This is a genomic window from Kitasatospora viridis (assembly GCF_007829815.1).
In the GTDB taxonomy this organism is placed as follows: Bacteria; Actinomycetota; Actinomycetes; order Streptomycetales; family Streptomycetaceae; genus Kitasatospora; species Kitasatospora viridis.
Genome location: NZ_VIWT01000001.1, coordinates 4,035,510 through 4,058,979 on the forward strand (window position 1 = coordinate 4,035,510; position 23,470 = coordinate 4,058,979).

A 23,470-nucleotide genomic window follows, 5' to 3' on the forward strand; every position below is an offset into this window, starting at 1 on the left:
CGCGAGGTGCAGGGGTGGGTGCGGGCAGAAGTCCCTGGTCGGGGGCGGTGCTGCTGGGCGCGGCGGTGGTGCTCGGCGCCTGGCTGGTGCAGGACGGCAGCCACGGCGGCCAGCCGCCCGCGCCCTCGCCGGCCGAGGCGCTGGGGGCCGGCGGGCCGCAGCCGGCGGCGCTCAGCGGCACCCCGATGAGCGCCTCCGCACCCGTGCGGATCAACATCCCGGCGATCGGCGTGGACGCCCCGGTGACCGGCGTCGGCCTGGACGCCGCGGGCCACCTGGCCACCCCGCCGGACGGCGAGCGGAACCTGGCCGGCTGGTACCGGGACGGGGTGACGCCGGGTCAGCGCGGCACCGCCCTGATGGCCGGTCACGTCGACACCGCCGACGGCCCCGCCGTCTTCTACGGCCTCGGCGCGCTGCACCGCGGCGACCGGATCGACGTGGCCCGGGCCGACCGCAGCACCGCCTGGTTCATGGTGGACGCGATCGAGGTCTACCCCCGCAGCGCCTTCCCCGACCGGCAGGTCTACGGTCAGTCACCGGACCCGCAGCTGCGACTGATCACCTGCGGCGGCAGCTACAGCAAGGCGACCGGCTACCAGGGCAACGTGGTGGTCTACGCCCACTTGACCGGTCATCGGAGGGCCGCGTGAACCTCGCCATATCTGGCCCGCTGGACTGGTCGATCGTCTCCGGAGCGGTGGCCTGGCTGCTGCTCGCGCTGGGCTGGGTCGCGCTGGTGGGCCTGGCCGTCTCCAGCAGCAAGCACTGGTGGAGCCGGCGCTTCCCGACCGCCGTGGTGCTGGCCGCCGCGCTCACCGCACTGCTGGCCATCTGGGTCGACGACTGGTGGCGGCCGTTCCCCGACCCGCTGCCCCGGGACGTGGAGTTCTGGGCCGGGATCGCGCTGCTCGGCCCGCTGCTGGCGGCCTTCCGGATGTCCGCGCTGCGCTGGCGCGGCCGGTTCGCCGCCTTCGCGGCCGCGCTGCTGGTGCTCGCCATGGGGCTCAACGAGATCAACCGGCACTACCAGGAGTACCCGACCGTGCGGGTGCTGCTCGCGCCCTGGCTGGCGCACACCACCAAGCTGACCACCGGCAAGGTCGCGCACACCGTCGCCGCGCCGCCCGGCCGCTCGCTGGAGAGCGTCTGGCACGCACCGGCCGGCCTGCCCGCCAAGGGCACCGTGTCGACCGCCGCGATCCCCGGCACCAAGTCCGGCTACGCCGGCCGGGACGCCTACGTCTACCTGCCGCCCGCCTACCAGGCCGACCCGCGCCCGCTGCTGCCGGTGGTGGTGCTGCTGGCCGGACAGCCCGGCAGCCCCTCCGACTGGGTGAACTCCGGCGACCTGGCCGCCACCATGGACGCGTTCGCCGCCAAGCACCACGGGCTGGCGCCGATCGTGGTCACCGCCGACCCGACCGGCTCCACCTTCGGCAACACGCTCTGCATGGACTCCAAGATCGCCAAGGCGCAGACCTACCTGGCCGAGGACGTGCCGGACTGGATCCACGCCAACCTGCAGACCGCCACCGGCCGCGGCGCCACGATGATCGGCGGGCTCTCCTACGGCGGCACCTGCGCCGTCCAACTGGCCGTCAACGCGCCCCAGGTGTACGGCTCCTTCCTGGACATCTCCGGCCAGGACGAGCCCACCCTGGGCAGCCACCAGGAGACCGTCGACAAGGCCTTCGGCGGCGACGAGGCCGCCTTCGACGCCGTCGACCCGCTGCACGTGATGGCCCGTCAGCGGTTCCCGCAGACCAGTGCCTCCTTCGTCTACGGCGCCGGCGACGGCACCTACGGGCCGCAGACCCGGACGGTGCACGCCGCCGCCGTCAAGGCCGGTATGACCACGGTGATCGGCTCCGTGCCCGGCGGGCACGACTGGGGCGTCTTCAAGGCCGCGCTGGCCGGCCAGACGCCGTGGATCGCCAAGACCACGGGGCTGACCGGGTGAGCGCTCCCACCGAATCCGAGGTGCCGCTCGCCCCGGCCCCGCCCGGCCGGGCGCAGCGGATGCTGCGGGCCGCCGCGCTGCCCGTGCGGGCGCTGCGCGAGACGCCGCTCGCGGTGGCGCTGGTGCTCGCGCTCTGGCTGGTCGGCGCGCTCACCGGCAGCCTCGGGCACGGGCCGCCGGCGCGGCTGCTGGCCCACGTCGGGGTGGGCATCCCCAGCCTGGCGGCCGGCTACTGGTGGACCCCCGCCAGCTCGCTGCTCTGGTGCACCGGCATCGCCTCCTACCTGGGCACCAGTGCGTTCGCGCTGCTCGTCGGACCGCTGGCCGTGCGCCGGATGGGGATCGCCCGGTCGGCCGCCGTGCTGGTCGGCGGGCAGCTGGCCGGCACGCTGATCGGCACCGGGCTGGTCCGGCTCGGCATCGCGGCCGGCGAGACCTGGACCGAAGGACTGCGCGACCAGGTCGCCGTCGGCCCGAGCGTCGGCCTGTGCGCGCTGGCCGCCGCGCTCGCCTTCCGGCTCACCGCGCTCTGGCGGCGCCGGCTGCAACTCGTCGTGGTGCTCGTGCCGCTGGTGATGATGGTCTACATCGGGCACCTGCAGAGCGTGCAGCGGATGGCCGGGGTGCTGGCCGGGCTGGCCGTCGGCGCGCTGGCCGCCCGGCGCTCCGGGGCCTGGCTGCGCCCGCGCCGGGCCACCAACGCCGAGGCCCGGGTGCTGGTCGCGCTCTGCGTGGTCGGCTCGGCGGTCGGACCGCTGATGGCCTCGCTCTACAGCGCCGCCGACGGCCCGTTCAACACCTTCGGCGACCTCTACTTCTCCCGGCCGCCGAGCGCCGAGGACATCGCCTACGCCTGCTCGGTGTCGATCCCGGAGTGCGCCCACCTCAAGGCCCAGGCGCACTTCTTCGACTCGCCCGGGCAGCTGATGGCCGCGCTCATCCCGGTCCTGCTGGTGGTCCTCGCCGAAGGGCTGCGGCGCGGGCTGCGGCTGGCCTGGTGCTCGCTCGTGCTGGTGCAGCTGCTCTGGATCGGGCTGCTCAGCTGGCTGCTCAGCGAACTGCTGGGACAGGCCGGCGAACTCGGCGGCACCCAGGTGGTCTGGCAGGTGGTCGGCGAGGCGCTGCTGCTGCCGGTGCTGCTGCTCCTGCTGCTGCTGGCCGCCCGCAAGCGGTTCGGGCTGCGGCTGCGCCGGCCGGACGTGCGGCGGCTGGCCGCCGTGATCGGCGGCACCCTGCTGGCCGCCTGCACCGCCTATGTCGGGATCGGCTGGCTGGTCCGCGACCAGTACCAGCCGGACGCCACCCTCACCGGGCTGCTCAAGGGCCTGCCCGCGCAGTTCCTGCCGCCCGCCTACAGCGACCTGCTGCCGGCCGCGCCGGTGCCGGTCGGCGGCACCACACAGGCCCTGGACAGCTACTGCGGGCTGCTCTTCTGGGCGGTCACGCTGGCCGTGCTGCTGGTCGCCTTCCGCCGGCCCTCGGTGCACCAGGACGCCGCCGCCGCGCAGCGCGCCCGGCAGCTGCTGACCCGCTCCGGCGGCTCCACCCTGTCGTTCCTGAGCACCTGGGACGGCAACCACTACTGGTTCGACGAGCACGGCGAGGCGGCCGTGGCCTACCGGGTGATCGCCACCGTCGCGCTGACCACCGGCGACCCGTTCGGCGAGCCGGCGGCCCGCGAACGGGCGGTGGCCGGCTTCGGCCGGTACTGCGACGCGCGCGGCTGGACGCCGTGCTTCTACAGCGTCAGCGGGCAGACCGAGCAGGCCGCCGGGGCGCTCGGCTGGCGCTCGCTGCAGGTGGCCGAGGACACCGTGGTGCCGCTGCCCGAGCTGGCCTTCACCGGCAAGAAGTGGCAGGACATCAGGACCGCGCTGAACAAGGCCGGCAAGCAGGGCATCACCGCCGAGTGGTGGAGCTGGCAGGACGCGCCGCTCGGGCTGCGCGACCAGATCCGGTCGATCTCCGAGGAGTGGGTGGCCGACAAGGGGCTGCCCGAGATGGGCTTCACCCTGGGCGGGCTGGACGAGCTGACCGACCCGGCCGTGCGGCTGCTGGTCGCGGTCGACCCGGACCGCACCGTGCACGGGCTGACCAGCTGGATGCCGGTCTACCGGGACGGCGCGCCGGTCGGCTGGACGCTCGACTTCATGCGGCGGCGCGCCGAGGCCCGCGGCGACGGCGCCCACCAGCCCTTCCGGGGCGTGATGGAGTTCCTGATCGCCTCCGCCGCGCTCGGCTTCAAGGAGGAGGGCGCCGAGTTCCTCTCGCTCTCCGGCGCCCCGCTGGCCCGGGCCGACCGGGGCGGCGAGCCGACCGCGCTGCAGCGGATGCTGGACTGGATAGGGCGCAGCCTGGAGCCGGTCTACGGGTTCCGCTCGCTGCTGGCCTTCAAGGCGAAGTTCCAGCCCGAGTACCGGCCGATGTACATGGTCTACCCCGACCCGGCGGCGCTGCCGGCGATCACCCGGGCGATCGGCAAGGCCTACCTGCCGCACCTGACCCCGGGTCAGGGCGTGCGGCTGATGCGCCGGCTGTCGTCGTGAGGTGACCGGGCGTCAGCCGAGCAGCTCGGCCAGCGCCCGGTCCGGGTCCAGCAGCGCCGCCTCCCGGCCCTGCGGCACCGCCCGGTAGCTGGCCGCCAGGAACCGGCGCAGCGCGCCCGACTCGAACCGCAGCAGCGCGGTGCCCTCCGGGGCGCGCAGCTCGACCACGGTGTGCGGGGTCCGGCAGGGCCGCACGTGCACGTCGCCGAGCCCGCTGGGCAGGGCCAGCCCGTGGGCCAGCAGCTCCCGGGCGAACACCCAGACCACCTCGGCGCCGTCCCGGGGCGCCCGGTCCTCGTCCAGCGAGTACTCGGCCGGGAAGGCCATCCGCACCGCCAGCGGGTCCCGCGCCAGGTAGCGCAGGACCACGGTGAGTCCGCTGGAGCACTGGGTGCTCAGGATCAGACGGGCGGGCACGAGGTGTTCGACGACGGTGCTGCGCATGGGGGCTCCTCGGGGGCGGTGGGGCGCGTGCACCTGGAGAGAGCGCGGGGGCGGCGGGGGATTACGCGGGCGAACGGGTGATCTGGGTCACGAAAAGGTGGTACCACTCTGGCCCCATGGAGGTACGCTGGGTCGCATGGCAATGAACCTTCGTCTCCGGGACGACCAGGCCGAGGCCCTGAAGCAGCGTGCCGAGCAGGAGGGCACCAGCATGAACGCGATAGTGGTCAAGGCGGTCGACGACTACCTTGCCCGCACCGCCCAGCAGGCCCTGGTGCGGGAGACCGCGCTCAAGCAGGCCGCCAAGTGGCGAGAGCTGATGGATCGGCTGAAGTGACCTTTCTCTACCTGTCAGCCGAGGACGTCCTGGCGGTCGCCGCCGCGGCCTGCGACGACATGCAGATCGTCGTCCGGGACGTCGGTCTGCTGGAGTCCGCCGTGCACCGGCCGGCGGCCGAGATGTTCGGCGAGGAGGCCTACCCCGACCTGCTCGACAAGGCCGCCGCGCTGCTGCAGTCGCTGGCGATCAACCATCCGCTCTTCGACGGCAACAAGCGCAGCGCCTGGCTGTCCTGCGTGACCTTCCTGGCGATCAACGGCGTCGATCTGGTGCCGGACATCGACGCGGCCGAGGAACTGGTCATCGCGGTGGCCACCGGTGAGTTGGAGGAGGTCAAGACGATCTCCCAGGGGTTGCGGGCCCTCCTGCCGGACCGGCCCTGAGCCCTTCGTGTCGGGCCCCGGCGTTCGCCCCGGCCCGGTAGGCTAGGCGGGTTGTCCGATCGCCCGCCGACTGTGGGCCGGGGCCGCTTCACCGCCCTGACCTGCGACGATCCCTTCCCCCGGAGACCGTGAGTACTGCCGCCTCTTCCGACATGTCCCCGCTCTTCTCCGACGCCGCCGACCCGCACCACGCCGTCCGGGCCAGCGGCACCTCCGCCGCCTCGCACCTGTCGCCGGCCTTCCCCGGCCGGGCGCCCTGGGGCACCGCAGGCAAGCTGCGGGCCTGGCAGCAGGGAGCGCTGGACACGTACATCGAGAAGCAGCCCCGGGACTTCATGGCGGTCGCCACCCCGGGCGCCGGCAAGACCACCTTCGCGCTGACCCTGGCCTCGTACCTGCTGCACAACCACCTGGTGCAGCAGGTCACGGTGGTCGCGCCGACCGAGCACCTGAAGAAGCAGTGGGCCGAGGCCGCCGCCCGGATAGGCATCCGGCTGGACCCGGCCTACTCTTCGGGCCCGCTGAGCAAGGACTACCACGGCATCGTGGTCACCTACGCGGGCGTCGGCGTCAACCCGATGCTGCACCGCAACCGCACCGAGGCCCGCAAGACGCTGGTGATCATGGACGAGATCCACCACGCGGGCGACTCCAAGTCCTGGGGCGAGGCCTGCTTCGAGGCGTTCGAGCCGGCCACCCGCCGGCTCGCGCTGACCGGCACCCCGTTCCGCTCGGACACCAACCCGATCCCGTTCGTCCAGTACGCGCAGGACACCGACGGCCTGCGCAAGTCGGTGGCCGACTACACCTACGGCTACGGGCACGCGCTCGCCGACCACGTGGTCCGCCCGGTGATCTTCCTCTCCTACAGCGGCAACATGCGCTGGCGCACCAAGGCCGGCGACGAGCTGGAGGCGCGGCTGGGCGAGCCGATGACCAAGGACCTGATCGCGCAGGCCTGGCGGACCGCGCTGGCCCCCCAGGGCGAGTGGATCCCGAACGTGCTGCGGGCCGCCGACAAGCGGCTCACCGAGGTGCGCAAGGCGATCCCGGACGCCGGCGCGCTGGTGATCGCCACCGACCAGAACGCGGCCCGGGCCTACGCCAAGATGATCCGCGAGATCACCGGCCAGAAGGCCACCCTGGTGCTCTCCGACGAGGCCGAGGCGTCCAAGCGGATCTCCGACTTCTCGGAGGGCGACGACCGCTGGATGGTCGCGGTCCGGATGGTGTCCGAGGGCGTCGACGTCCCCCGGCTGGCGGTCGGGGTCTACGCCACCTCCATCTCCACCCCGCTCTTCTTCGCCCAGGCGGTCGGCCGCTTCGTGCGCGCCCGCAAGCGCGGCGAGACCGCCTCCGTCTTCCTCCCCTCGGTGCCGATGCTGCTCGGCTTCGCCAACGAGATGGAACTGCAGCGCGACCACGTGCTGGACCGCCCGAAGAAGGAGGGCGACGGCCTCTTCGACGAGGAGGACCGGCTGCTCGCCGAGGCCGAGCGGGCCGACGACGGGCCGGACGGCGGCGGCGAGGAGCTCTCCTACGAGGCGCTGGGCTCCGACGCCGTCTTCGACCGGGTGCTCTACAACGCCATGGAGTTCGGCATGCAGGCGCATCCGGGCTCCGAGGAGGAGGAGGAGTACCTCGGCATCCCGGGCCTGCTGGAGCCGGACCAGGTGCACCTGCTGCTGCAGAAGCGGCAGACCCGGCAGATCCAGCGCTCCAGGACCAAGCCGGCCGAGGAGGCCGACCTGCTGGAGCTGCCGGCCGAGCAGCGCCCGGTGGTGACCCACCAGGAGCTGCGCGAGCTGCGCAAGGAGCTGAACAACCTGGTGGCCGCCTGGCACCACCGGACCAGCCAGCCGCACGGCACCATCCACAACGAGCTGCGCCGCCAGTGCGGCGGCCCGCTCACCGCCCAGGCCACCGCGAACCAGCTGCGCGCGCGGATCGCCAAGGTCAAGGAATGGGCCCGTTGAAACGGTTCCGCCGTGTCGCCCCGGAACCACCCGGCGTACGCTCCTCGGAGCGCGCCGGGTGAGTTCCCGGAAATCTCCCAGGTGTCCGTTACCCGGAGCACAGCGGGAGTCGGGGCTCACAAAGGGTCAGCGAAATGCCGAGGATCGCCCCGATAAGTCCGGATCCAAAATATCGATCATGACCGAATTTTGGACAACCACTTCCGTCACGGCGAATCACTTACTACTTTCTCCCCACGCTCTTCTCGCAGGCACGACCGCGACCGGAGGGCGCACGGTCGAGCGTGCCGATGACGACGCAGCCGACCTTGCCGCGTCCACCACCCCTGCGCGGGAACGCCCCATGGCCGGCCCCGCGGTCGGCTCCCGGTGCGGAAAGGAATGCGTGTCGTGACCGCCGAAACCTCCCAGACCCTCGACCGCGGAGTACGGGTCCTCAAACTGCTGGCCGACTCCGAGCGCGGCCTGACCGTCACCGAGCTGGCCGCCCGGCTGGCGGTGAACCGAACGGTCGTCTACCGACTGCTGGCCACCCTGGAGCAGCACGGGCTGGTCCGCCGGGACATCGGCGGCCGGGCCCGGGTGGGCCTGGGCGTGCTGCGGCTGGCCCACCGGGTGCACCCGCTGCTGCGCGAGGCCGCGCTGCCCGCGCTGCGCAGCCTGGCCGAGGACCTCGGCGCCACCGCCCACCTGACCCTGGTGGACGGCACCGAGGCGCTCGCGGTGGCCGTCGTGGAGCCCAGCTGGACCGACTTCCACGTCGCCTACCGGACCGGCCTGCGGCACCCGCTGGACGAGAGCGCGGCCGGCCGGGCGATCCTGGAGGCCCGCAAGTACCCCGGCCAGCGCAGACCCGACCAGGCCTTCGTGATCACCCGCGCGGAGGAGCAGTCCGGGGCCAGCGGCGCCGCGGCGGCACTCGTCGGGCTGAGCGGGATCGAGGGCAGCGTCGGCGTCGTGATGCTCAACGGGCTCGTGCCCGAGCGGGTCGGCCCGCGGGTGGTGGAGGCCGCGACCGAGGTGGCGGACGCCCTGCGCTGAGCCGGGGTGTGTTTGGATTCCCCTTGTGTCTGCTGATCCGACTGCGCCCGCCCGTCCAACCGGCACCCGGCTGACCCCGCGGCGGCGCGCCCTGGCGCTCTGCGGTGCGGTGCTGGCCGCCCTGGTCCTGGTGGCCGCGTTCGCCCCGCTGCCGTTCACCAAGACCTGGCCGGGCGCCACCGCCGACGCGCTCGGCAGCTACGAGGGCAACCCGGTGCTGACCATCACCGGCGCGCCGGTGCGCGGCACCACCGGCTCGCTGCGGGTGACCACCATCCTGGCCACCGGGCCGGACCAGTCGGTCAGCCTCTACCAGGCGCTCTCCGGCTGGCTCAACCCCAAGGTGGCGGTGCTGCCCCGGGACAGCGTCTACCCGCAGGGCAACCTGACCCAGGCCGCGCAGGAGATGACGCAGGCTCAGGACAGCGCCACCACGGCCGCGCTGAACCACCTGCACCTCTCCGCCGACCAGGTCAAGGTGACGGTGAACCTGGGCGACATCGGCGGCCCGAGCGGCGGCCAGATGCTCAGCCTGGCGATCATCGACAAGCTGGCCGGCGACGGCCACGGCGGCGACCTGACCGGCGGGCGCAACATCGCGGGCACCGGCACCATCGCCGACGACGGCACGGTCGGCCAGGTCGGCGGGGTGGCGCTGAAGACCCAGGCGGCCGCCCGGGACGGCGCCACCGTCTTCCTGGTGCCGCGCGCCGAGTGCGCGGACGCCAAGGTGAACACGCCCAAGCAGCTGCGGCTGATCCCGGTCAACACGCTGGACGACTCGCTGAACGCGCTGAACGCCCTGCGGGCCGGCGCCCCGGTGCCCGCCTGCTGACCGCTCACTCCCCGTCCGGCTGCCCCTCCTGGGCGGCCTGGGCGACCAGCGGCAGCACCCGGTAGGGCACCGGGTTCTCCAGCGCGATCGCGGTGGCCGCCCGGACGATCCCGTCGAAGCCGACCACCCGGTCGATCACCCGCTGCAGGTCGGCGTTGGACCGGGCGACGATCCGGCAGAGCATGTCGCCCTGCCCGGTGATGGTGTGCAGCTCCAGCACCTCCGGCACCGAGGCCAGGTGGGCCCGGACGTCCGCGCCCTGGCCCTGGGAGATCTCCAGGGTGGCGAAGGCGGTCACCGGGTAGCCGAGCGCGGCCGGGTCGACGTCCGGGCCGAAGCCGTCGATCACCCCGCGGGCGATCAGCCGGTCCAGCCTGGCCTGCACGGTGCCGCGGGCCACCTGGAGCCGGCGGGAGCACTCCAGCACGCCGATCCGGGGCTCGACGGCGAGCAGTTCGATGAGTCGGGCGTCCAACGGGTCGATCCGGGACATTACCGGCGGATGCATCGTGCGCCTCCAGCACTGGTCAACCTGTACAGCCGTCGGAGGCATTCTCCGACCACGGTGCACAGCTTGACCAGCGTTCGACCGAACAGTTGCGCAGCGGCGTGAGCGGCGTCACGCTCCACCCACAACCCCGTGGCACGGACCCCACCCGCCGCCACGGGGTCCGACCGGCGTCCTCACACCCCCGGGGCCGCCGAGGTGCCAAGCCTTACAGGGAGGCCGTCATGACCGACACCGCCGCGCAGTCCGTCCCCGCCCACGCGGGCCAGGCCGACCCCTTCCCGGTGAAGGGGATGGACGCCGTCGAGTTCGCGGTGGGCAACGCCAAGCAGGCGGCCCACTACTACTCCACCGCCTTCGGCATGCGCTGCACCGCGTACCGCGGCCCGGAGACCGGCCACCGGGAGACCGCCAGCTACGTGCTGGAGTCCGGCTCGGCCCGGTTCGTGCTCACCTCCGTGGTCAAGGCGTCCACCGAGCGCGGCGCCTTCCTGGACCGCCACGTGGCCGCCCACGGCGACGGCGTGATCGACCTGGCCATCGAGGTGCCGGACGTGCACGCCGCCTACGCCTACGCGCTGGAGCACGGCGCCACCGGCCTGGCCGAGCCGCACGAGGAGAGCGACGAGCACGGCACCGTGGTGCTGGCCGCGATCGCCACCTACGGCGAGACCCGGCACACCCTGGTGGACCGCTCCGGCTACTCCGGCGCCTACCTGCCCGGCTACGTCTCCCGGGAGCCGATCGTCGCGCCGCCGGCCAAGCGCAACTTCCAGGCCATCGACCACTGCGTCGGCAACGTCGAGCTCGGCAAGATGGACACCTGGGTGGGCTTCTACAACCGGGTGATGGGCTTCACCAACATGAAGGAGTTCGTCGGCGACGACATCGCCACCGAGTACTCGGCGCTGATGTCCAAGGTCGTCGCGGACGGCACCCGCAAGGTGAAGTTCCCGCTCAACGAGCCGGCCATCGCCAAGAAGAAGTCGCAGATCGACGAGTACCTGGAGTTCTACGGCGGCCCCGGCGTGCAGCACATCGCGCTGGCGACCAACGACATCGTCAACACGGTCCGCCAGATGCGCGCGGCCGGCGTCGAGTTCCTGGACACCCCCGACAGCTACTACGACACGCTCGGCGAGTGGGTCGGCGAGACCCGGGTGCCGATCGAGGAGCTGCGCGAGCTGAAGATCCTCGCCGACCGCGACGAGGACGGCTACCTGCTGCAGATCTTCACCAAGCCGGTCCAGGACAAGCCGACCGTCTTCTTCGAGATGATCGAGCGGCACGGCTCGATGGGCTTCGGCAAGGGCAACTTCAAGGCGCTGTTCGAGGCGATCGAGCGCGAGCAGGAGCGCCGCGGCAACCTCTGACGGTCCGTCCGACGCCCCGGGCGTCACCAGCGGCCCCGGACCAGCCGGTCCGGGGCCGCTCGGCATGCCCGACGGCGGGTCAGTTGACCACGGTCTGCACGTCCGGCGCGTGCCCGTTCCAGGTGACGAAGACCGAGTTGGTGCTCTGGCCCTGGGAGAAGTCGATCCGCATCCACTGGTCGCCGTTCCACATCTGCATCTGCCAGCCCGGGTCCGGCACCGCCGAGACCAGCTCGGCGCTGTCCGGGTGCATGTCCAGCGCCACCCGGCCGCCCGGCACCAGGTAGCTGCGCACCGTGCCGGTGCCGCCGCCGGCCGCGGGGGTGCTCGCGGCGGCGGTGGCCGGGCGGCGGGTGGCCGCGGGCGGGGTGCTGTGCCCGCCGGTCGGCGCGCTCTGCAGGGCGGCCGGCGGGGTCGGCGGCTCCTGGCCGGGCTGCGGGGCGAGGGGGGCGCCCGGGGCGGCCGGGGTGCCGGGCACGGTGGTCGGGGCGGCCGAGGGGGAGTGGCGCAGCGGCAGCGCGGCCGGCGGCTCGAACGCGGAGTCGGAGAGCACGGCGTTGACGCCCAGCCAGGAGAGCAGCACCGCGGCCGTGGTGGCCACCGCCCAGGCACCCGTCTGAACCAGTCCGCTTCGCATCGACGGCCATCCTGCCGCATCCGCCGCCCCAGCAGCTCAGTGGCCCTGCACCCGCTCCGCCCGATTGAGCAAGGTTCTTGTGAAAAACGGGGATGCCGTACCGTGCAGGGCCATGGCAACAGTCCTGGTGGTCGAGGACGACCCGTTCGTCCGCTCGGCCCTGATCCGCCACCTGTCCGAGTCCGGGCACGCCGTCCGCAGCGTCGGCACCGCCCTGGAGGCGCTGCGCGAGGTCGCGCAGGTCGGCTGCGACCTGGTCATCCTCGACCTCGGCCTGCCCGACCTGGACGGCGGCGAGGCGCTCAAGATGATCCGCGGCCTCACCGACGTCCCGGTGATCATCTCCACCGCGCGGGACGACGAGGCGGAGATCGTCCGGCTGCTCAACGACGGCGCCGACGACTACCTGGTCAAGCCGTTCTCCGGGGAGCACCTGACGGCCCGGATGACCGCCGTGCTGCGCCGGCTCGGCGGCGGCAGCGCGCCCGCCTCCACGGTGCTGCGGGTCGGCGGGCTGGCGATCGACGTGCAGCGGCGCGAGGCGGCGCTGGACGGGCGGCCGCTGGACCTGACCCGCCGTGAGTTCGACCTGCTGGCCTTCCTGGCCGCCCGGCCCGGCGTGGTGGTGCCGCGCAAGGAGATCCTGGCCGAGGTGTGGCGGCAGACCTACGGCGGCGACCAGACCATCGACGTGCACCTGTCCTGGCTGCGCCGCAAGCTCGGCGAGACCGCCGCCGAGCCGCGCTACCTGCACACCGTGCGCGGCGTCGGGGTCCGGCTGGAGGCGCCGGCGCCGGTCGTGGAGCGCCGGCCGTGACCCGCGGCGGCGGCGCGACGGGGGACGCGGGCGCGCCGCCGAAGGCCCGCCGGTCGGGCGAGCCGCTGCGCTGGGCACTGGTCAAGGCCGCCGTGGCCGGGACGACCATGGTCGCGCTGGCCTTCCTGATCCCGCTCGGGCTGATGGTGCAGAAGACCGCCCGGGACCGGGCGTTCACCGCCGCCGACCGGCAGGCCGCCGCGCTCGGCCCGGCCCTGGCCATCACCACCGACCAGGGCGACCTGTCCCGGGCGCTGGCCAGCACCGACGCCGGCGCCCGCGGCCGGATCGCGATCCACCTGCCGGCCGGCAGCGGCGGCGCGGAGGCCGGTGCGGACGCTGGTGCGGGGGCCGGTGCGGGGGCCGGTGCGACCGTCGGCACCGGCCGGGTCGGCCCGGCCGACGTCCGCTCGGCCCAGCAGGGCCGGGTGCTCACCGTCGCGGTGCCCGGCGGCTACGCCCGACTGCAGCCCGTCGCGGTCGACCCGACCAGGGTCGCGGTGATCGAGGTCTACGTCGCCGAGAGCGACCTCACCCAGGGCGTCACCACCGCCTGGCTGGTGCTCTCGTTGGTCGCCCTCGGCCTGGTCGCGATCGCCGTGCTGGTGGCCGACCGGATGGGCGGCCGACTGGTCGGCTCGGCCCGCCGGCTGGCCGGCGCCGCCCGGGCGCTGGGCGCCGGCGACCTGGCGGTGCGGGTGCCGGTGACCGGGCCGGCGGCCGAGGGCAGCCCGGCCGAGCTGCTGGAGGCGGCCACCGCCTTCAACGCGATGGCCGACCGGGTGGTGCAGCTGCTGGCCGCCGAGCGCGAGCTGGCCGCCGACCTCTCGCACCGGCTGCGCACCCCGCTGACCGTGCTGCGGCTGAACGCGGCCTCGCTCGGCGACGGCGACGCGGCCGACGCCACCCGGCACGCGGTGGCCCAGCTGGAGCGCGAGGTGGACCAGATCATCCGCTCGGCCCGCCGCGCCCCCGCCGACGCGCCCGCCGTCACGGTGGGCTGCGACGCCGCCGAGGTGATCCGCGAGCGGGCCGCCTTCTGGTCCGCGCTGGCCGAGGACGAGGGCCGGGCCTGGCAGCTGCACGGCGCGCAGGCGCCCGCGCCGGTGCCGGTGCAGCGCGGCGACCTGGCCGCCGCGCTGGACGCGCTGCTCGGCAACGTCTTCCGGCACACCCCCGTCGGCACCGCCTTCGCCGTCGACGTGCTGGCCACCGAGCGGACCGTGATCGTGCTGGTCGGCGACGCCGGGGCGGGCTTCGACGACCCCTCGGCGGCGCTGCGGCGCGGCGGCGGCCACGGCGGCGAGGGCTCCACCGGCCTCGGCCTGGACATCGTGCGCAAGCTCGCCGAGGCGGCCGGCGGCGACCTGGCGCTGGGCCGCTCGGCGGTGCTCGGCGGGGCCGAGATCCGGCTGCGGCTGGGCGCCGGCACCACGTTGCCGCAGCCGCCGGCCCGGCGGCTCGGGCGGGCCCGGCGGCGCGGCGAGCAGGAGCGGGCCGGCGAGGCGCGCTGAGGCGCCGTCAGCCGTCAGGCGACGGGGGGCCTCCTACGGGATCTTCCTTAACTCCGGCCTAAGGGACGGCTACCCGAGCCTGAGCGCCCGCCTTGCCCGGATTTCGGCCCGCTAGCGTCGGCGGCGCCGCGTGCGGGCCCATCCGCCCCGCGGCCCCTGACGCCGTTTCGAGGAGCGCCGATGACCAAGCAGACCGCCCGCCGCCCCGGGCACCGCCGCCGTGGCCGCAAGGGACTGGTGATCGGCGCCGGCGCGGTCGCGGCCGCCGTGGTCGCCGGCGGGGTCGCGGCGCTGGCCTCCAGCGCCAGCGCCGCCACCATCGGCGCCGTGTACAGCCGCACCAGCACCTGGGACGGCGGCTACACCGGCCAGTACCTGATCAGCAGCGACGCTGGCCCGGTCGACGACTGGACGCTCAGCTTCGACCTGCCGGCCGGCGCCTCGCTCTCCTCGCTGTGGAACGCGGTCTACGTGGTCAGCGGGCAGCACGTGACGGTCCGTCCGGAGTCCTGGGACCGGCGGATCGGCGCCGGGCAGAGCGTGGACGTCGGCTTCGTGGTGCAGGGCGCGGGCGCGGCCCAGGCCGAGCCGGCGAACTGCCTGATCGACGACGTCTCCTGCAAGGCGGGCGACGGGCCCACGCCGGTGCCGTCCGGCCGGCCCGGCACGCCCGTGCCGAGCCCCGTGCCGAGCGCGCCCGCCACCAGCGCCCGGCCCACCCCGAGCTCGACTCCCGCACCGACCCTCAAGCCGACGCCGACCCCCAAGCCGACTTCGACGCCGACACCGGTGCCGACCCCGACGACCGGGACGCCGGGCGGTGCCGGGTTCGCGCCCTACGTGGACACCTCGCTCTACCCGCCCTACGACCTGGTGGCCACCGCCAAGGCGAGCGGCGTAAAGAACTTCACCCTGGCCTTCGTGGTGTCCGGCGGCGGCTGCGTGCCCAAGTGGGGCGGAGTCACCGACCTCGCCTCGGACCCGGTGGCCGGACAGATCGGCGCGCTGCGGGCGATCGGCGGCGACGTGCGGGTCTCGTTCGGCGGTGCCAACGGCAGCGAGCTGGCGACCGCCTGCGGCTCGGCCGCCGACCTGGCCGCCGCCTACCAGCAGGTGGTGGACGCCTACGGCCTGACCAAGCTGGACTTCGACGTGGAGGGCGGCGCGCTCGCCGACACCGCCGCCAACACCCGCCGCGACCAGGCGATCGCCCAGCTCCAGCAGACCGCCGCGGCCAAGGGCCGGGCGCTGGACGTCTCCTTCACCCTGCCCGCGCTGCCGACCGGCCTGACCCAGGACGGCATCGCCCTGGTCACCGGGGCGAAGGCCGCCGGGGTGCGGATCGGCGCCGTCAACATCATGGCGATGGACTACGGCGACGGGGTGGCGCCCGCTCCGAGCGGCCGGATGGGCACCTACGCGATCGACGCGGCCACCGCCACCCAGGCCCAGCTGAAGAGCGTGCTCGGCCTGGACGACGCGGACGCCTGGGCGAAGACCGCGGTCACCCCGATGATCGGCGTCAACGACGTCTCCACCGAGGTCTTCACGGTCGCCGACGCCCAGCAGCTGGCCGCCTTCGCGAGCGGCAAGCACCTCGCCTGGCTCGCCATGTGGAGCGCCACCCGGGACCAGCCCTGCGCCGGCGGGGCCAAGCCGACCGCCGACGCCAGCTGCAGCAGCATCGACCAGCGGGCGCTGGACTTCACCAAGGCGCTGGGCGGCTACACCGGCTGACCCGCCGTCAACCGCCGGGCGGACCCCACGGGCCGCCCGGCGGCGCGGTGTGCGGTGACGGAAGGCGACCGGAACTGGTCCCCACAACCTCTCGCGCAGCACACGCCCCGGCCGTACCCCTCCGGTATGGTCGATGGCTGGTCGATCGGCCGTCGGAGATGGAGCGGGCAAAGTGACAGTGGTGCATGAGGACCAGCGGGCGGCGCCGGCCGCCCACCGGCCCGGTCCGCCGGCTGCCCGGGAGTGGCGACACAGGGTCACCGAGCCGATCCGCGCGGTCCGCGAGGCGCCCCGGGGGTCGGTGCTGGCCGCCGGCGCCTTCGCCGTCGTCTCGCTGTTCGCCTACGCCTTCGTCCGGCACCTGCTGCACTTCCCCATGGTGGACATGATCGTCTACCGGGCCGAGGGCTCGGCGGTGGTCAACGGCACCGACCTGTACGCGCTGCGGGTGGCCGACTGGAACCTGCCGGCCACCTACCCGCCGTTCGCGGCGATGCTCTTCGTGTCGACCACCTGGTTCCCGGTCGGCCTGCTGCGGGTCCTGGTGACCCTCGGCAACACCGGACTGCTGGCGCTGGCCGGACTGCTCTCGTTCCGGCTGGCCGGCTGGCCGCGCAAGCGGCTGCGCCCGGCCGGCGTGCTGCTGGTGGCCGGGGCCGGGGTCTGGCTGGAGCCGGTCTTCACCACCCTGCGGTACGGCCAGATCAACCTGCTGCTGCTCTGCCTGGTGCTCTGGGACCTCAACCTCGGCCGGGACAGCCGCTGGAAGGGCGTCGGCATCGGCATCGCCGCCGGCATGAAGCTCACCCCCGGCCTGTTCGCGGTCTACCTGCTGCTCACCGGCCGGGTCCGGGCCGCCTTCACCGCCGGCCTGACCTTCCTGGGCACCTTCGGCATCGGCCTGCTGGTGCTGCCGCACGCCACCTGGGGCTTCTTCACCAAGTACCTCTACGACTCCTCGCGGGTCGGCCGGACCCAGATCGTCGACAACCAGTCGCTGCGCGGCGCGGTCGCCCGCTTCCTGCACCAGGCCAACCCCGGCGCCCCGGCCACCCTGCTGGCCGCGGTGGTCGCGGTGGCCGGCCTGGCCACCGCCGTCTACGTCTGGCGCAACGAGCGCTGGCTGCCGCGCGCCGAGGCCTGGGGGGTCTGCTGCACCGCGGTCACCGCGCTGCTGCTCTCGCCGATCAGCTGGACCCACCACTGGGTGTGGTGCGTGCCGCTGCTGGTGCTGCTGGCCGCCGAGGCGGACACCGAGCGGACCAGGCCGGCCCGGCTGCGGCACAAGCGCTGGCGGGCGGTCTTCGCGGTCACACTGCTCGGCTTCTACTCCTTCGCGATGTGGCTGGTCCCGCACAAGGGCATGCCGGACTACCGGTTCAACCTGCTCCAGCAGCTGCCGGCCGGGATCTACCCCGGCATCGGCGTCTGCTTCCTCGCACTGGCCGCACTGCGGGTGCGGGCCCGGCGCCGCGCGGCCGGGCAGTCCGCGGCGGTGCGGATCTTCCCGCAGCGCACCGCGGAACCCACTCCCCGGGAACTGGTGGCACAGGAGCAGCGCACCCCCGCGGTGCGCTGAGCCCGCGCTCCAGCCGGCCACCTCAGGCCAGCAGCTCGGCGAGCGACCCGTCCAGGTCCAGCACGTTCAGCTCGCTGCCCGGCGGCACCAGCCGGTGGCAGCGCTCCAGCCAGGAGGCCACCGCCGGCAGCGGCGCCTCCAGCAGCGCGTCCCCGCCGGGGGAGGTGAGCGCCAGGCAGAGCACGCTCTGCCTGCCGTTGCGCGAGGGCCAGATCCGGACATCGCCCTGCCCGCACGGGCGGAAGGTGCCCTCGACCAGCAGCTCGCGGGAGAACACCCAGGTCACCGGGGTGCCGGTGTCCAGGTGGAAGGTGATGTGCACGGCGTACGGGTCGTGGCTGCCGTAGGACAGCCGGGCCGGGACGGGGACGCTGCGCTCGGGGGAGAGCACCAGCTTCAGCTGCAGTTCCTGCTCCACCACGCTGTGCCGGGTGTCCATGGCGACGTTCCTCTCGCTCGCTCGGTGCGCGGCCACTGCGGCCGCTCCACCCGCTGAGAGGGCGGGCCCGGCGGGCTCTTACACAACTTCCCGGACCGAATTCCGGAGAATCCGCAACTTCAGCCGAGTACTGGCCGAAAGGGCTACCCTTTGTGACTGCCCGGCGACGTGGCGTGCGCCCCGCCGAGGCGCCAGAGGCTCCAGGAGAGTGGATCTGCATGTCGGACCAGTGGTCGGATCAGATGTCGGACCGGACGTCGAGGTTGCGGGCGGAGCGGTCGGAGCAGCCGACGGCCGCGCCCGGGTACTACCCGGACCCCTCGGTGCCGGGGTTCGTCCGCTACTGGAACGGCGGCGGCTGGGTGCCCGGGACCAGTCGGCCGGCCCCCGCGGACGGTGAGGTGCTGGCCGCGCCCCGGTTCGCCGATCGGGTGGCGCCGCGGCCGGGCGGGCGGTACGTGCCGCCGCCGGCGGTGCCGGTGCCGGTGGCGGCGGAGTCGGAGTCGGAGGAGACCGGGCCGGTCTTCCTGGACGAGACCGGGGCCGGTGCGGTGCTCACGCTGGGGCCGGACGCGGGCGGGGGCATGGGCGTGGGTGTGGGTGGGGACGTGGGGTCGCGGGTGGGCGGCTGGCACGCCGATCCGCAGGAGCAGCGCGGGCTGCTGGAGACCGGTCGGGCGCCGCGGGTGGTCAGTTGGGGGGTCGCGGAGGGCGGCCAGGGGGCGCTCGTGGTGGAGTGCGCTACGGATGCGGTGGCGGTGTCGGCTTCCGCGGCTCCGCTGGCTGCCACGGTGCCTTTGGCTTCCGCGGTTCCTGCGGTGGTGTCCGGTGGGTCGGTGCCTGGTGGGTCGGTGCCCGTGCCGCGGAAGTCGGCCGGGCCGACTTCTCGCGCAGCCGAGCCCGCCCTCACGGTGACTCGCACCACACGCGCCCCTGCGGCCGTCGCCCGCACCGGAGCCGCCCGTCCCGCCCTGGAGCCCGCGCGGTTCCGCCGACGCCTGCTCGCCCGGCTGCTCGACACCCTGCCGCTGCTCGCCGTCGGCGCCGCCGTCGGCGTGCCGCTCGCCGTGCGGACCACCGCCTACCTCCAGCAGAAGCTCGACCAGGCCCGGACGGTCAGTCAGCTGACCCGCCGTGAGGTGGACGTCTGGCTGATCGACGGCACGGTGCTCGGCCGGGTCGCCCTGGTGCTCGGGGCGGTGCTGCTGGCCGGCGTGCTGCTGGAGGTGGTGCCGACCGCCCGGACCGGCCGCACCCTCGGCAAGCGGCTGCTCGGGCTGCGGGTGGTCAGGACCGGCACCGGGCAGGCCCCGGGCGCCGGCCGGGCCTGCGGCCGTTGGCTGGTCGCCCACCTGCTGCTGCTCACGGTGCTGGGCCTGGCCGGTGCCGCCGCCTGGCCGGACCGGCTGGCCCGGACCACGGTGGTGCGCGGCTGATCCCGGGTCAGTTCGTCCGAAACGGTCGAGAAATCCACAGAAGATACGATTTCTGGTGATCTACTGCTCGCATGAGCAGCTATGACCCTTCGAGTGCCGACTCTGAAGGAGGCGGCAAGCCCTCCTTCGAGAAGCGGCCGCCCACCGGGGCCGACAACCCGTCAGCCCCCCAGCCGCCGCCCAACGGCGCGCCCTACGGTTCGCCGTACGGCGGTTCCCCGCAGGACCAGCCCCCGGCCTACGGCGGCAACCCCTACGGCGGCACGCCCTACGGCAGCAGCTCGGACCCGTACGGCGGCAATCCGTACGGCGGCGGCAACCCGTACGGCGGTGGAGACCCGTACGGCGGCGGCGCGCCGACCGGCTCCCCGGCCGGCGGTCCGATCACCGGCATGCCCCCGATCGGCACCTGGCCGAGCCGGATCCTGGCCCGGGTGATCGACTACGTGATCATCCAGGTGATCGCCTTCGTCCTGGTGCTGCCGTTCACGGGCTTCGGCAACCGGGACGGCTGGACCGGCGGCGTCTGGCTCTTCTACCTGCTGTACCTGATCTACGAGGGCGTGATGCTCTCCCGGGACGGCCAGACCGTCGGCAAGAAGGTGATGAACGTCCGGGTCGCCATGCTGGCCGACGGCTCCAGCCCGCAGAACGGCGCCGCCTGGACCCGGGCCGCCGTCTACACCCTGCCCGCCGTGCTCTGCTGCGGCCTGTGGTGGCTGGTCAACGGCCTGTTCGGCGTCTTCGACAAGCCCTACCGCCAGTGCATCCACGACAAGGCGGCGAAGACCGTGGTCGTCTCCACCAACTGACGCACCGCTGCGCCACGCGGGCCGGGCCGGCGGGACCACTCCGCTAGCGTGGCCCGCGTCGACGTGCCGTCAGCAACCCGGGGGAACACCGTGATCACGCCCATCGACCTGGCCGCCTGGCCCGGCACCGAGGCCGCCGCGCTGGCCGAGCAGCAGCGGCTGCGCCCGCTGGTCGACCCGCACGGCCCGGCCCCCGCGCGCGGGGCCCTCGTCGCCGGGGTGGACGTGGCCTACGACGACGAGCGCGACCTGGTCGCCGCCGCGGCCGTGCTGCTCGACCTCGACACCCTGGAGGTGGTCGAGCAGGCCACCGCCGTCGGCCGGGTCGCCTTCCCCTACCTGCCCGGCCTGCTGGCCTTCCGCGAACTGCCCGCCGTGGTGGACGCGCTGGCCCGGCTCACCCGCCGCCCCGACCTGGTGGTCTGCGACGGCTACGGCCTGGCCCACCCGCGCCGCCTCGGCCTGGCCAGCCACCTCGGCGTGCTCACCGGCCTGGCCACCCTCGGCGTGGCCAAGACCGCCTTCACCTTCACCAGCACCGACCCCGCCCCCGAACGCGGCGCCTGGACCCCGCTGGTCGACCCGGCCGACGGCACCGAGGTCGGCCGGGCGCTGCGCACCCGCACGGGGGTGAAGCCGGTGTTCGTGTCGGTCGGCCACCGGATCGGGTTGTCCGAGGCGGTCGACTGCGTGCTCGCCCTCACCCCCGCCTACCGCCTGCCCGAGACCACCCGCCGGGCCGACTCGCTGTGCCGTCGCGCCCTCGCCGAGGCCGCCGCGCCGTGACGGTCGCCGTGACGGGAGTGGTGACTGGAGTGGTGACTGGAGTGGTGACTGGAGTGGTGACTGGTAGTGCGAGTGGTGGACACGGGGGGTTGGCGTTGCGTTGAATACTTGGCAGTCTTGGACGGCCGATCGGCACACCGGAAGCACGCGGACTGGGGGAGGCGCGAACCGTGACCGACAAGGGGAGCGGCGGATCCGGCTACCAGATCGAGGTGGACAGCCTGCGCGCGTTCGCCGGCCAGGTCCGCGGTCTGCTGACGGAGTTCCAGGCCTCGGCCGACGGGAAGACCGCGCACGCGAAGTCGGGCGTGGGCCGGACCTCCTTCGGCGAGTTCACCGAGGCGACGGCGCTGCACGACCAGTACGACGTGATGCGCGACGGGCTGCGGGACGCCCTGATCGCCCTGCACCAACTGATCGACGACGCCCAGCAGAAGGCCGACCTCACCGCCACCAACTACGACGAGCAGGAACGGGAGACCACCCGGAGCCTGAAGGTCACCTCCGACGGATGGTCCGTCGGCGCCCCGGCCACCGTCGTGTACGCCGCCGCGGGCGCGGGCGGCGTGGTCACGGGTGCGGCGGCCGGACGCTCCGCCGCCGCCCAGGGCGCGCCGGTTGACGGGGCGTCGGACGCTGCGGTCGTCCCGCCGGGGCCGGAGGGTGCGGTGGTTCCGGGGGCTCCGGTGGTTCCGGGCGACGGGGGCAAGGGGAAGTCCAAGCGCGAGAAGCCGGGACAGACCGGCTCCACCGCGCCCGACGGGACGGAGCTTCCGTCGTGGTGACCGGCGAGGAGAAGGCGTGAGCGCCCCAGAGACGGACTTCAGCAAGTACAGCCACGCCCAACTGCGTCAGATGGTCGAAGGGCTCAACTCGGGTGACGTGATGTCGGCCAGCGACCCCTGGCGGCGCGCGGCGAGCACCCTGAAGCAGATCCGCACCGCCCTGAACACCGCCTCGGGCGACGCCACGCAGAAGTGGGAGGGCGCCAGCAGCGACGCCTTCTACGGGGCGATGACCAAGCTGGCGACCAACGTCAACAACATCTCCGCCTACGCCAACGACGCCGCGAACACGCTGCAGATGATGTCCGAGGCGATCGACCAGGCGAAGCACGACATGCCCGAGGAACCCGGTCTGCTCGACCAGCTGGGCAACGCGATCTCGGACACTTTCCAGAACGCGATCGGGCAGCAGGACGACAGCACCCAGATCCCGATCGCCGACCAGCGGAAGAACCAAGCGGTCGCGGTGATGCAGACATTGGCGAACAAGTACCGGGTGGCGACGCCGGTGTTGAAGCCGCCGAACGTTCCGTCACTGGAGGACCCGAAGGTTCCACCACCGGACCCCAACGCGGCAGCAGCACTCAGTGCGTTCGTGACAGGAGCCGGTGTCGGCGCCGTCGGCGGGTACTCCACGGCTCCAACAACCACTCGTGCGACCACACATGCGGCGACGACCACGGCTCCGCCCGCGCCTTCCCCCCGCAAGTCCGACCAGTCGGCACCGGCCGACTCGGGAATCGCCGGTGGTGTGCCGAACGCTCCCACGAGGGCGCCGAAGTCGGTGGCGGTCGGTGCCGACGCTCCGTCAGTCGCCCCCGCTGCCACATCGGTAGCCGCACCGACCCAGCCCGCCGGGCCCGTCATCGGGACCGGCATCGATCACACGGCGCTCAGTGTTCGCCCGTCGCTGGCTGGGACGGGCGCTTCGCCGATCGGTGGCACCGGAAGCCCCAGCGCCGGGCTGCCGTTCGGCCCCGGAGCCGTGGCCGGCCGCACCTCCACCGGCGGTGGCGGCTTCGACGCGCCCTGGCCCAAGGCCCAGCCCGGAACGGGGACGCCGATTCGCGGCGGAGCGGGGGCGGCGCCGGGCGAGGAAGGCGGTGGACCCGTGTCCGGGCGCGCCGGTGGCAACGCGGCTGCCGAGGCGTCAGGCGCTGGGCGCGGCTTGGCCGGCAGCTCCGGTGAGCGGGTTGGTGGCGGTGTCCGCGCCAACACGCCGCGGCGCACGGCCGGGGCGATCGGCGAGGAGGAGGCGCCGTCCGCCTCGCCGCGTGTCGGCCCGGGCAAGGAGGCCTTCACCGAGGGCGGGTCCGGCCTCGGTGCGCGCACCCGGGCGGCCGACTCCACGGCGGCGGAGGAGCAGGAAGCGGGCATGGGGCTGGTGCCCGGCGGATCGCAGTCGCCGGAGCGGAAGAAGAAGCGCAAGGGCCAGCGCGCCGACTACTTGGTCGAGGACGAGGAGACCTGGGCGTCGGACCAGGACGCCAATCCCGACGTGGTGGAATGAGGCCCCGGT

General features: G+C 73.9%; 22 protein-coding genes. 18 read left to right on the forward strand and 4 right to left on the reverse strand.

Features of this window, described 5'->3' with window-relative positions; all coding sequences use genetic code 11:
• The first annotated feature begins 14 nt into the window (after positions 1-14).
• Genes FHX73_RS18035 through FHX73_RS18045 form a run of 3 tightly spaced genes read left to right on the forward strand, consistent with a single transcriptional unit; the run spans position 15 to position 4,509 of the window.
• Entirely contained in the window at positions 15-653 is a 639-nt protein-coding gene (locus FHX73_RS18035; protein ID WP_246213579.1) for a class F sortase, read from the forward strand.
• Entirely contained in the window at positions 650-1,963 is a 1,314-nt protein-coding gene (locus FHX73_RS18040) for an alpha/beta hydrolase (protein WP_145905972.1), read from the forward strand. The genes FHX73_RS18035 and FHX73_RS18040 overlap by 4 nt, the downstream gene beginning before the upstream one ends.
• Entirely contained in the window at positions 1,960-4,509 is a 2,550-nt protein-coding gene (locus FHX73_RS18045) for a bifunctional lysylphosphatidylglycerol flippase/synthetase MprF (RefSeq protein WP_145905973.1), read from the forward strand. Before FHX73_RS18040 ends, FHX73_RS18045 begins: the two co-directional genes overlap by 4 nt.
• A 12-nt stretch (positions 4,510-4,521) precedes the next feature.
• Here FHX73_RS18045 and FHX73_RS18050 read toward each other — a convergent pair whose 3' ends face one another.
• The gene (locus FHX73_RS18050; protein WP_145905974.1) at positions 4,522-4,953 is read right to left on the reverse strand and encodes an SsgA family sporulation/cell division regulator; all 432 of its coding nucleotides are present in this window, start codon (positions 4,951-4,953) and stop codon (positions 4,522-4,524) included.
• A 136-nt stretch (positions 4,954-5,089) separates the two neighbouring features.
• Here FHX73_RS18050 and FHX73_RS18055 point away from each other — a divergent pair, with 136 nt between their 5' ends.
• The 5 genes from FHX73_RS18055 (at position 5,090) to FHX73_RS18075 (ending at position 9,528) form a co-directional block, all read left to right on the forward strand.
• A complete protein-coding gene (locus FHX73_RS18055; protein WP_145905975.1) occupies positions 5,090-5,290 on the forward strand; it encodes a CopG family transcriptional regulator in 201 nt (66 codons plus the stop codon).
• Entirely contained in the window at positions 5,287-5,676 is a 390-nt protein-coding gene (locus FHX73_RS18060; protein WP_145905976.1) for a type II toxin-antitoxin system death-on-curing family toxin, read from the forward strand. Before FHX73_RS18055 ends, FHX73_RS18060 begins: the two co-directional genes overlap by 4 nt.
• Positions 5,677-5,828: 152 nt before the next feature.
• Positions 5,829-7,652: a DEAD/DEAH box helicase gene (locus FHX73_RS18065; protein ID WP_145905977.1), complete on the forward strand. Its 1,824-nt coding sequence runs from the start codon at positions 5,829-5,831 to the stop codon at positions 7,650-7,652.
• Positions 7,653-8,042: 390 nt separating this feature from the next.
• Positions 8,043-8,693: an IclR family transcriptional regulator gene (locus FHX73_RS18070; protein ID WP_145905978.1), complete on the forward strand. Its 651-nt coding sequence runs from the start codon at positions 8,043-8,045 to the stop codon at positions 8,691-8,693.
• A 25-nt stretch (positions 8,694-8,718) separates the two neighbouring features.
• Positions 8,719-9,528, forward strand: a complete 810-nt coding sequence (locus FHX73_RS18075; RefSeq protein WP_246213580.1) for a S16 family serine protease — start codon at positions 8,719-8,721, stop codon at positions 9,526-9,528.
• 4 nt (positions 9,529-9,532) lie between these two features.
• On the opposite strand, the gene FHX73_RS18080 is transcribed toward FHX73_RS18075, so the two are convergent.
• Entirely contained in the window at positions 9,533-10,036 is a 504-nt protein-coding gene (locus FHX73_RS18080; protein WP_246213581.1) for an Lrp/AsnC family transcriptional regulator, read from the reverse strand.
• A gap of 224 nt (positions 10,037-10,260) precedes the next feature.
• On the opposite strand from FHX73_RS18080, the gene hppD reads away from it, so the two are divergent.
• On the forward strand, positions 10,261-11,409 hold the full coding sequence (gene hppD / locus FHX73_RS18085; RefSeq protein ID WP_145905979.1) for a 4-hydroxyphenylpyruvate dioxygenase: 1,149 nt from the start codon (positions 10,261-10,263) through the stop codon (positions 11,407-11,409).
• 79 nt (positions 11,410-11,488) lie between these two features.
• Here the strand turns inward: hppD and FHX73_RS18090 are convergent, their stop codons facing one another.
• The gene (locus FHX73_RS18090; RefSeq protein ID WP_145905980.1) at positions 11,489-12,046 is read right to left on the reverse strand and encodes a hypothetical protein; all 558 of its coding nucleotides are present in this window, start codon (positions 12,044-12,046) and stop codon (positions 11,489-11,491) included.
• 112 nt (positions 12,047-12,158) lie between these two features.
• On the opposite strand from FHX73_RS18090, the gene FHX73_RS18095 reads away from it, so the two are divergent.
• From FHX73_RS18095 to FHX73_RS18110, 4 genes are all read left to right on the forward strand, one after another.
• On the forward strand, positions 12,159-12,863 hold the full coding sequence (locus FHX73_RS18095; protein WP_145905981.1) for a response regulator transcription factor: 705 nt from the start codon (positions 12,159-12,161) through the stop codon (positions 12,861-12,863).
• Between the two features lie 65 nt (positions 12,864-12,928).
• On the forward strand, positions 12,929-14,377 hold the full coding sequence (locus FHX73_RS18100) for a sensor histidine kinase (RefSeq protein ID WP_145908362.1): 1,449 nt from the start codon (positions 12,929-12,931) through the stop codon (positions 14,375-14,377).
• Between the two features lie 180 nt (positions 14,378-14,557).
• Complete coding sequence (locus FHX73_RS18105; protein WP_145905982.1) at positions 14,558-16,114, forward strand: glycoside hydrolase family 18 protein; 1,557 nt, start codon at positions 14,558-14,560, stop codon at positions 16,112-16,114.
• 172 nt (positions 16,115-16,286) lie between these two features.
• Positions 16,287-17,693 (forward strand): glycosyltransferase 87 family protein, encoded by a 1,407-nt coding sequence (locus FHX73_RS18110; protein WP_246213582.1) that lies wholly within the window; start codon positions 16,287-16,289, stop codon positions 17,691-17,693.
• A gap of 22 nt (positions 17,694-17,715) precedes the next feature.
• Here the strand turns inward: FHX73_RS18110 and FHX73_RS18115 are convergent, their stop codons facing one another.
• Positions 17,716-18,132, reverse strand: a complete 417-nt coding sequence (locus FHX73_RS18115) for an SsgA family sporulation/cell division regulator (protein ID WP_145905984.1) — start codon at positions 18,130-18,132, stop codon at positions 17,716-17,718.
• Between the two features lie 242 nt (positions 18,133-18,374).
• On the opposite strand from FHX73_RS18115, the gene FHX73_RS18125 reads away from it, so the two are divergent.
• From FHX73_RS18125 to FHX73_RS18145, 5 genes are all read left to right on the forward strand, one after another.
• Positions 18,375-19,568, forward strand: coding sequence for an RDD family protein (locus FHX73_RS18125; RefSeq protein ID WP_425461442.1), 1,194 nt, complete (start codon positions 18,375-18,377; stop codon positions 19,566-19,568).
• A 71-nt stretch (positions 19,569-19,639) separates the two neighbouring features.
• Positions 19,640-20,380 carry an RDD family protein gene (locus FHX73_RS47220; protein WP_145905985.1) on the forward strand — a complete coding sequence of 247 codons (741 nt, stop codon included), beginning with the start codon at positions 19,640-19,642 and terminating at the stop codon, positions 20,378-20,380.
• 93 nt (positions 20,381-20,473) lie between these two features.
• Positions 20,474-21,166, forward strand: a complete 693-nt coding sequence (locus FHX73_RS18135; RefSeq protein ID WP_145908364.1) for an endonuclease V — start codon at positions 20,474-20,476, stop codon at positions 21,164-21,166.
• Between the two features lie 170 nt (positions 21,167-21,336).
• Positions 21,337-21,951, forward strand: a complete 615-nt coding sequence (locus FHX73_RS18140; RefSeq protein ID WP_145905986.1) for a hypothetical protein — start codon at positions 21,337-21,339, stop codon at positions 21,949-21,951.
• Positions 21,952-21,967: 16 nt separating this feature from the next.
• Positions 21,968-23,461 carry a PPE domain-containing protein gene (locus FHX73_RS18145; protein ID WP_145905987.1) on the forward strand — a complete coding sequence of 498 codons (1,494 nt, stop codon included), beginning with the start codon at positions 21,968-21,970 and terminating at the stop codon, positions 23,459-23,461.
• Positions 23,462-23,470 lie beyond the last annotated feature (9 nt).

Bases quoted from the DNA above. Each gene is read 5' to 3' on its own strand.
- hppD (WP_145905979.1), top strand. From the start codon at position 10,261: ATGACCGACACCGCCGCGCAGTCCGTCCCCGCCCACGCGGGCCAGGCC.
- FHX73_RS18125 (WP_425461442.1), top strand. From the start codon at position 18,375: ATGTCGGACCGGACGTCGAGGTTGCGGGCGGAGCGGTCGGAGCAGCCG.
- FHX73_RS47220 (WP_145905985.1), top strand. From the start codon at position 19,640: ATGAGCAGCTATGACCCTTCGAGTGCCGACTCTGAAGGAGGCGGCAAG.
- FHX73_RS18090 (WP_145905980.1), bottom strand. From the start codon at position 12,046: ATGCGAAGCGGACTGGTTCAGACGGGTGCCTGGGCGGTGGCCACCACG.
- FHX73_RS18055 (WP_145905975.1), top strand. From the start codon at position 5,090: ATGGCAATGAACCTTCGTCTCCGGGACGACCAGGCCGAGGCCCTGAAG.
- FHX73_RS18115 (WP_145905984.1), bottom strand. From the start codon at position 18,132: ATGGACACCCGGCACAGCGTGGTGGAGCAGGAACTGCAGCTGAAGCTG.
- FHX73_RS18065 (WP_145905977.1), top strand. From the start codon at position 5,829: ATGTCCCCGCTCTTCTCCGACGCCGCCGACCCGCACCACGCCGTCCGG.
- FHX73_RS18050 (WP_145905974.1), bottom strand. From the start codon at position 4,953: ATGCGCAGCACCGTCGTCGAACACCTCGTGCCCGCCCGTCTGATCCTG.
- FHX73_RS18105 (WP_145905982.1), top strand. From the start codon at position 14,558: ATGACCAAGCAGACCGCCCGCCGCCCCGGGCACCGCCGCCGTGGCCGC.
- FHX73_RS18095 (WP_145905981.1), top strand. From the start codon at position 12,159: ATGGCAACAGTCCTGGTGGTCGAGGACGACCCGTTCGTCCGCTCGGCC.
- FHX73_RS18080 (WP_246213581.1), bottom strand. From the start codon at position 10,036: ATGCATCCGCCGGTAATGTCCCGGATCGACCCGTTGGACGCCCGACTC.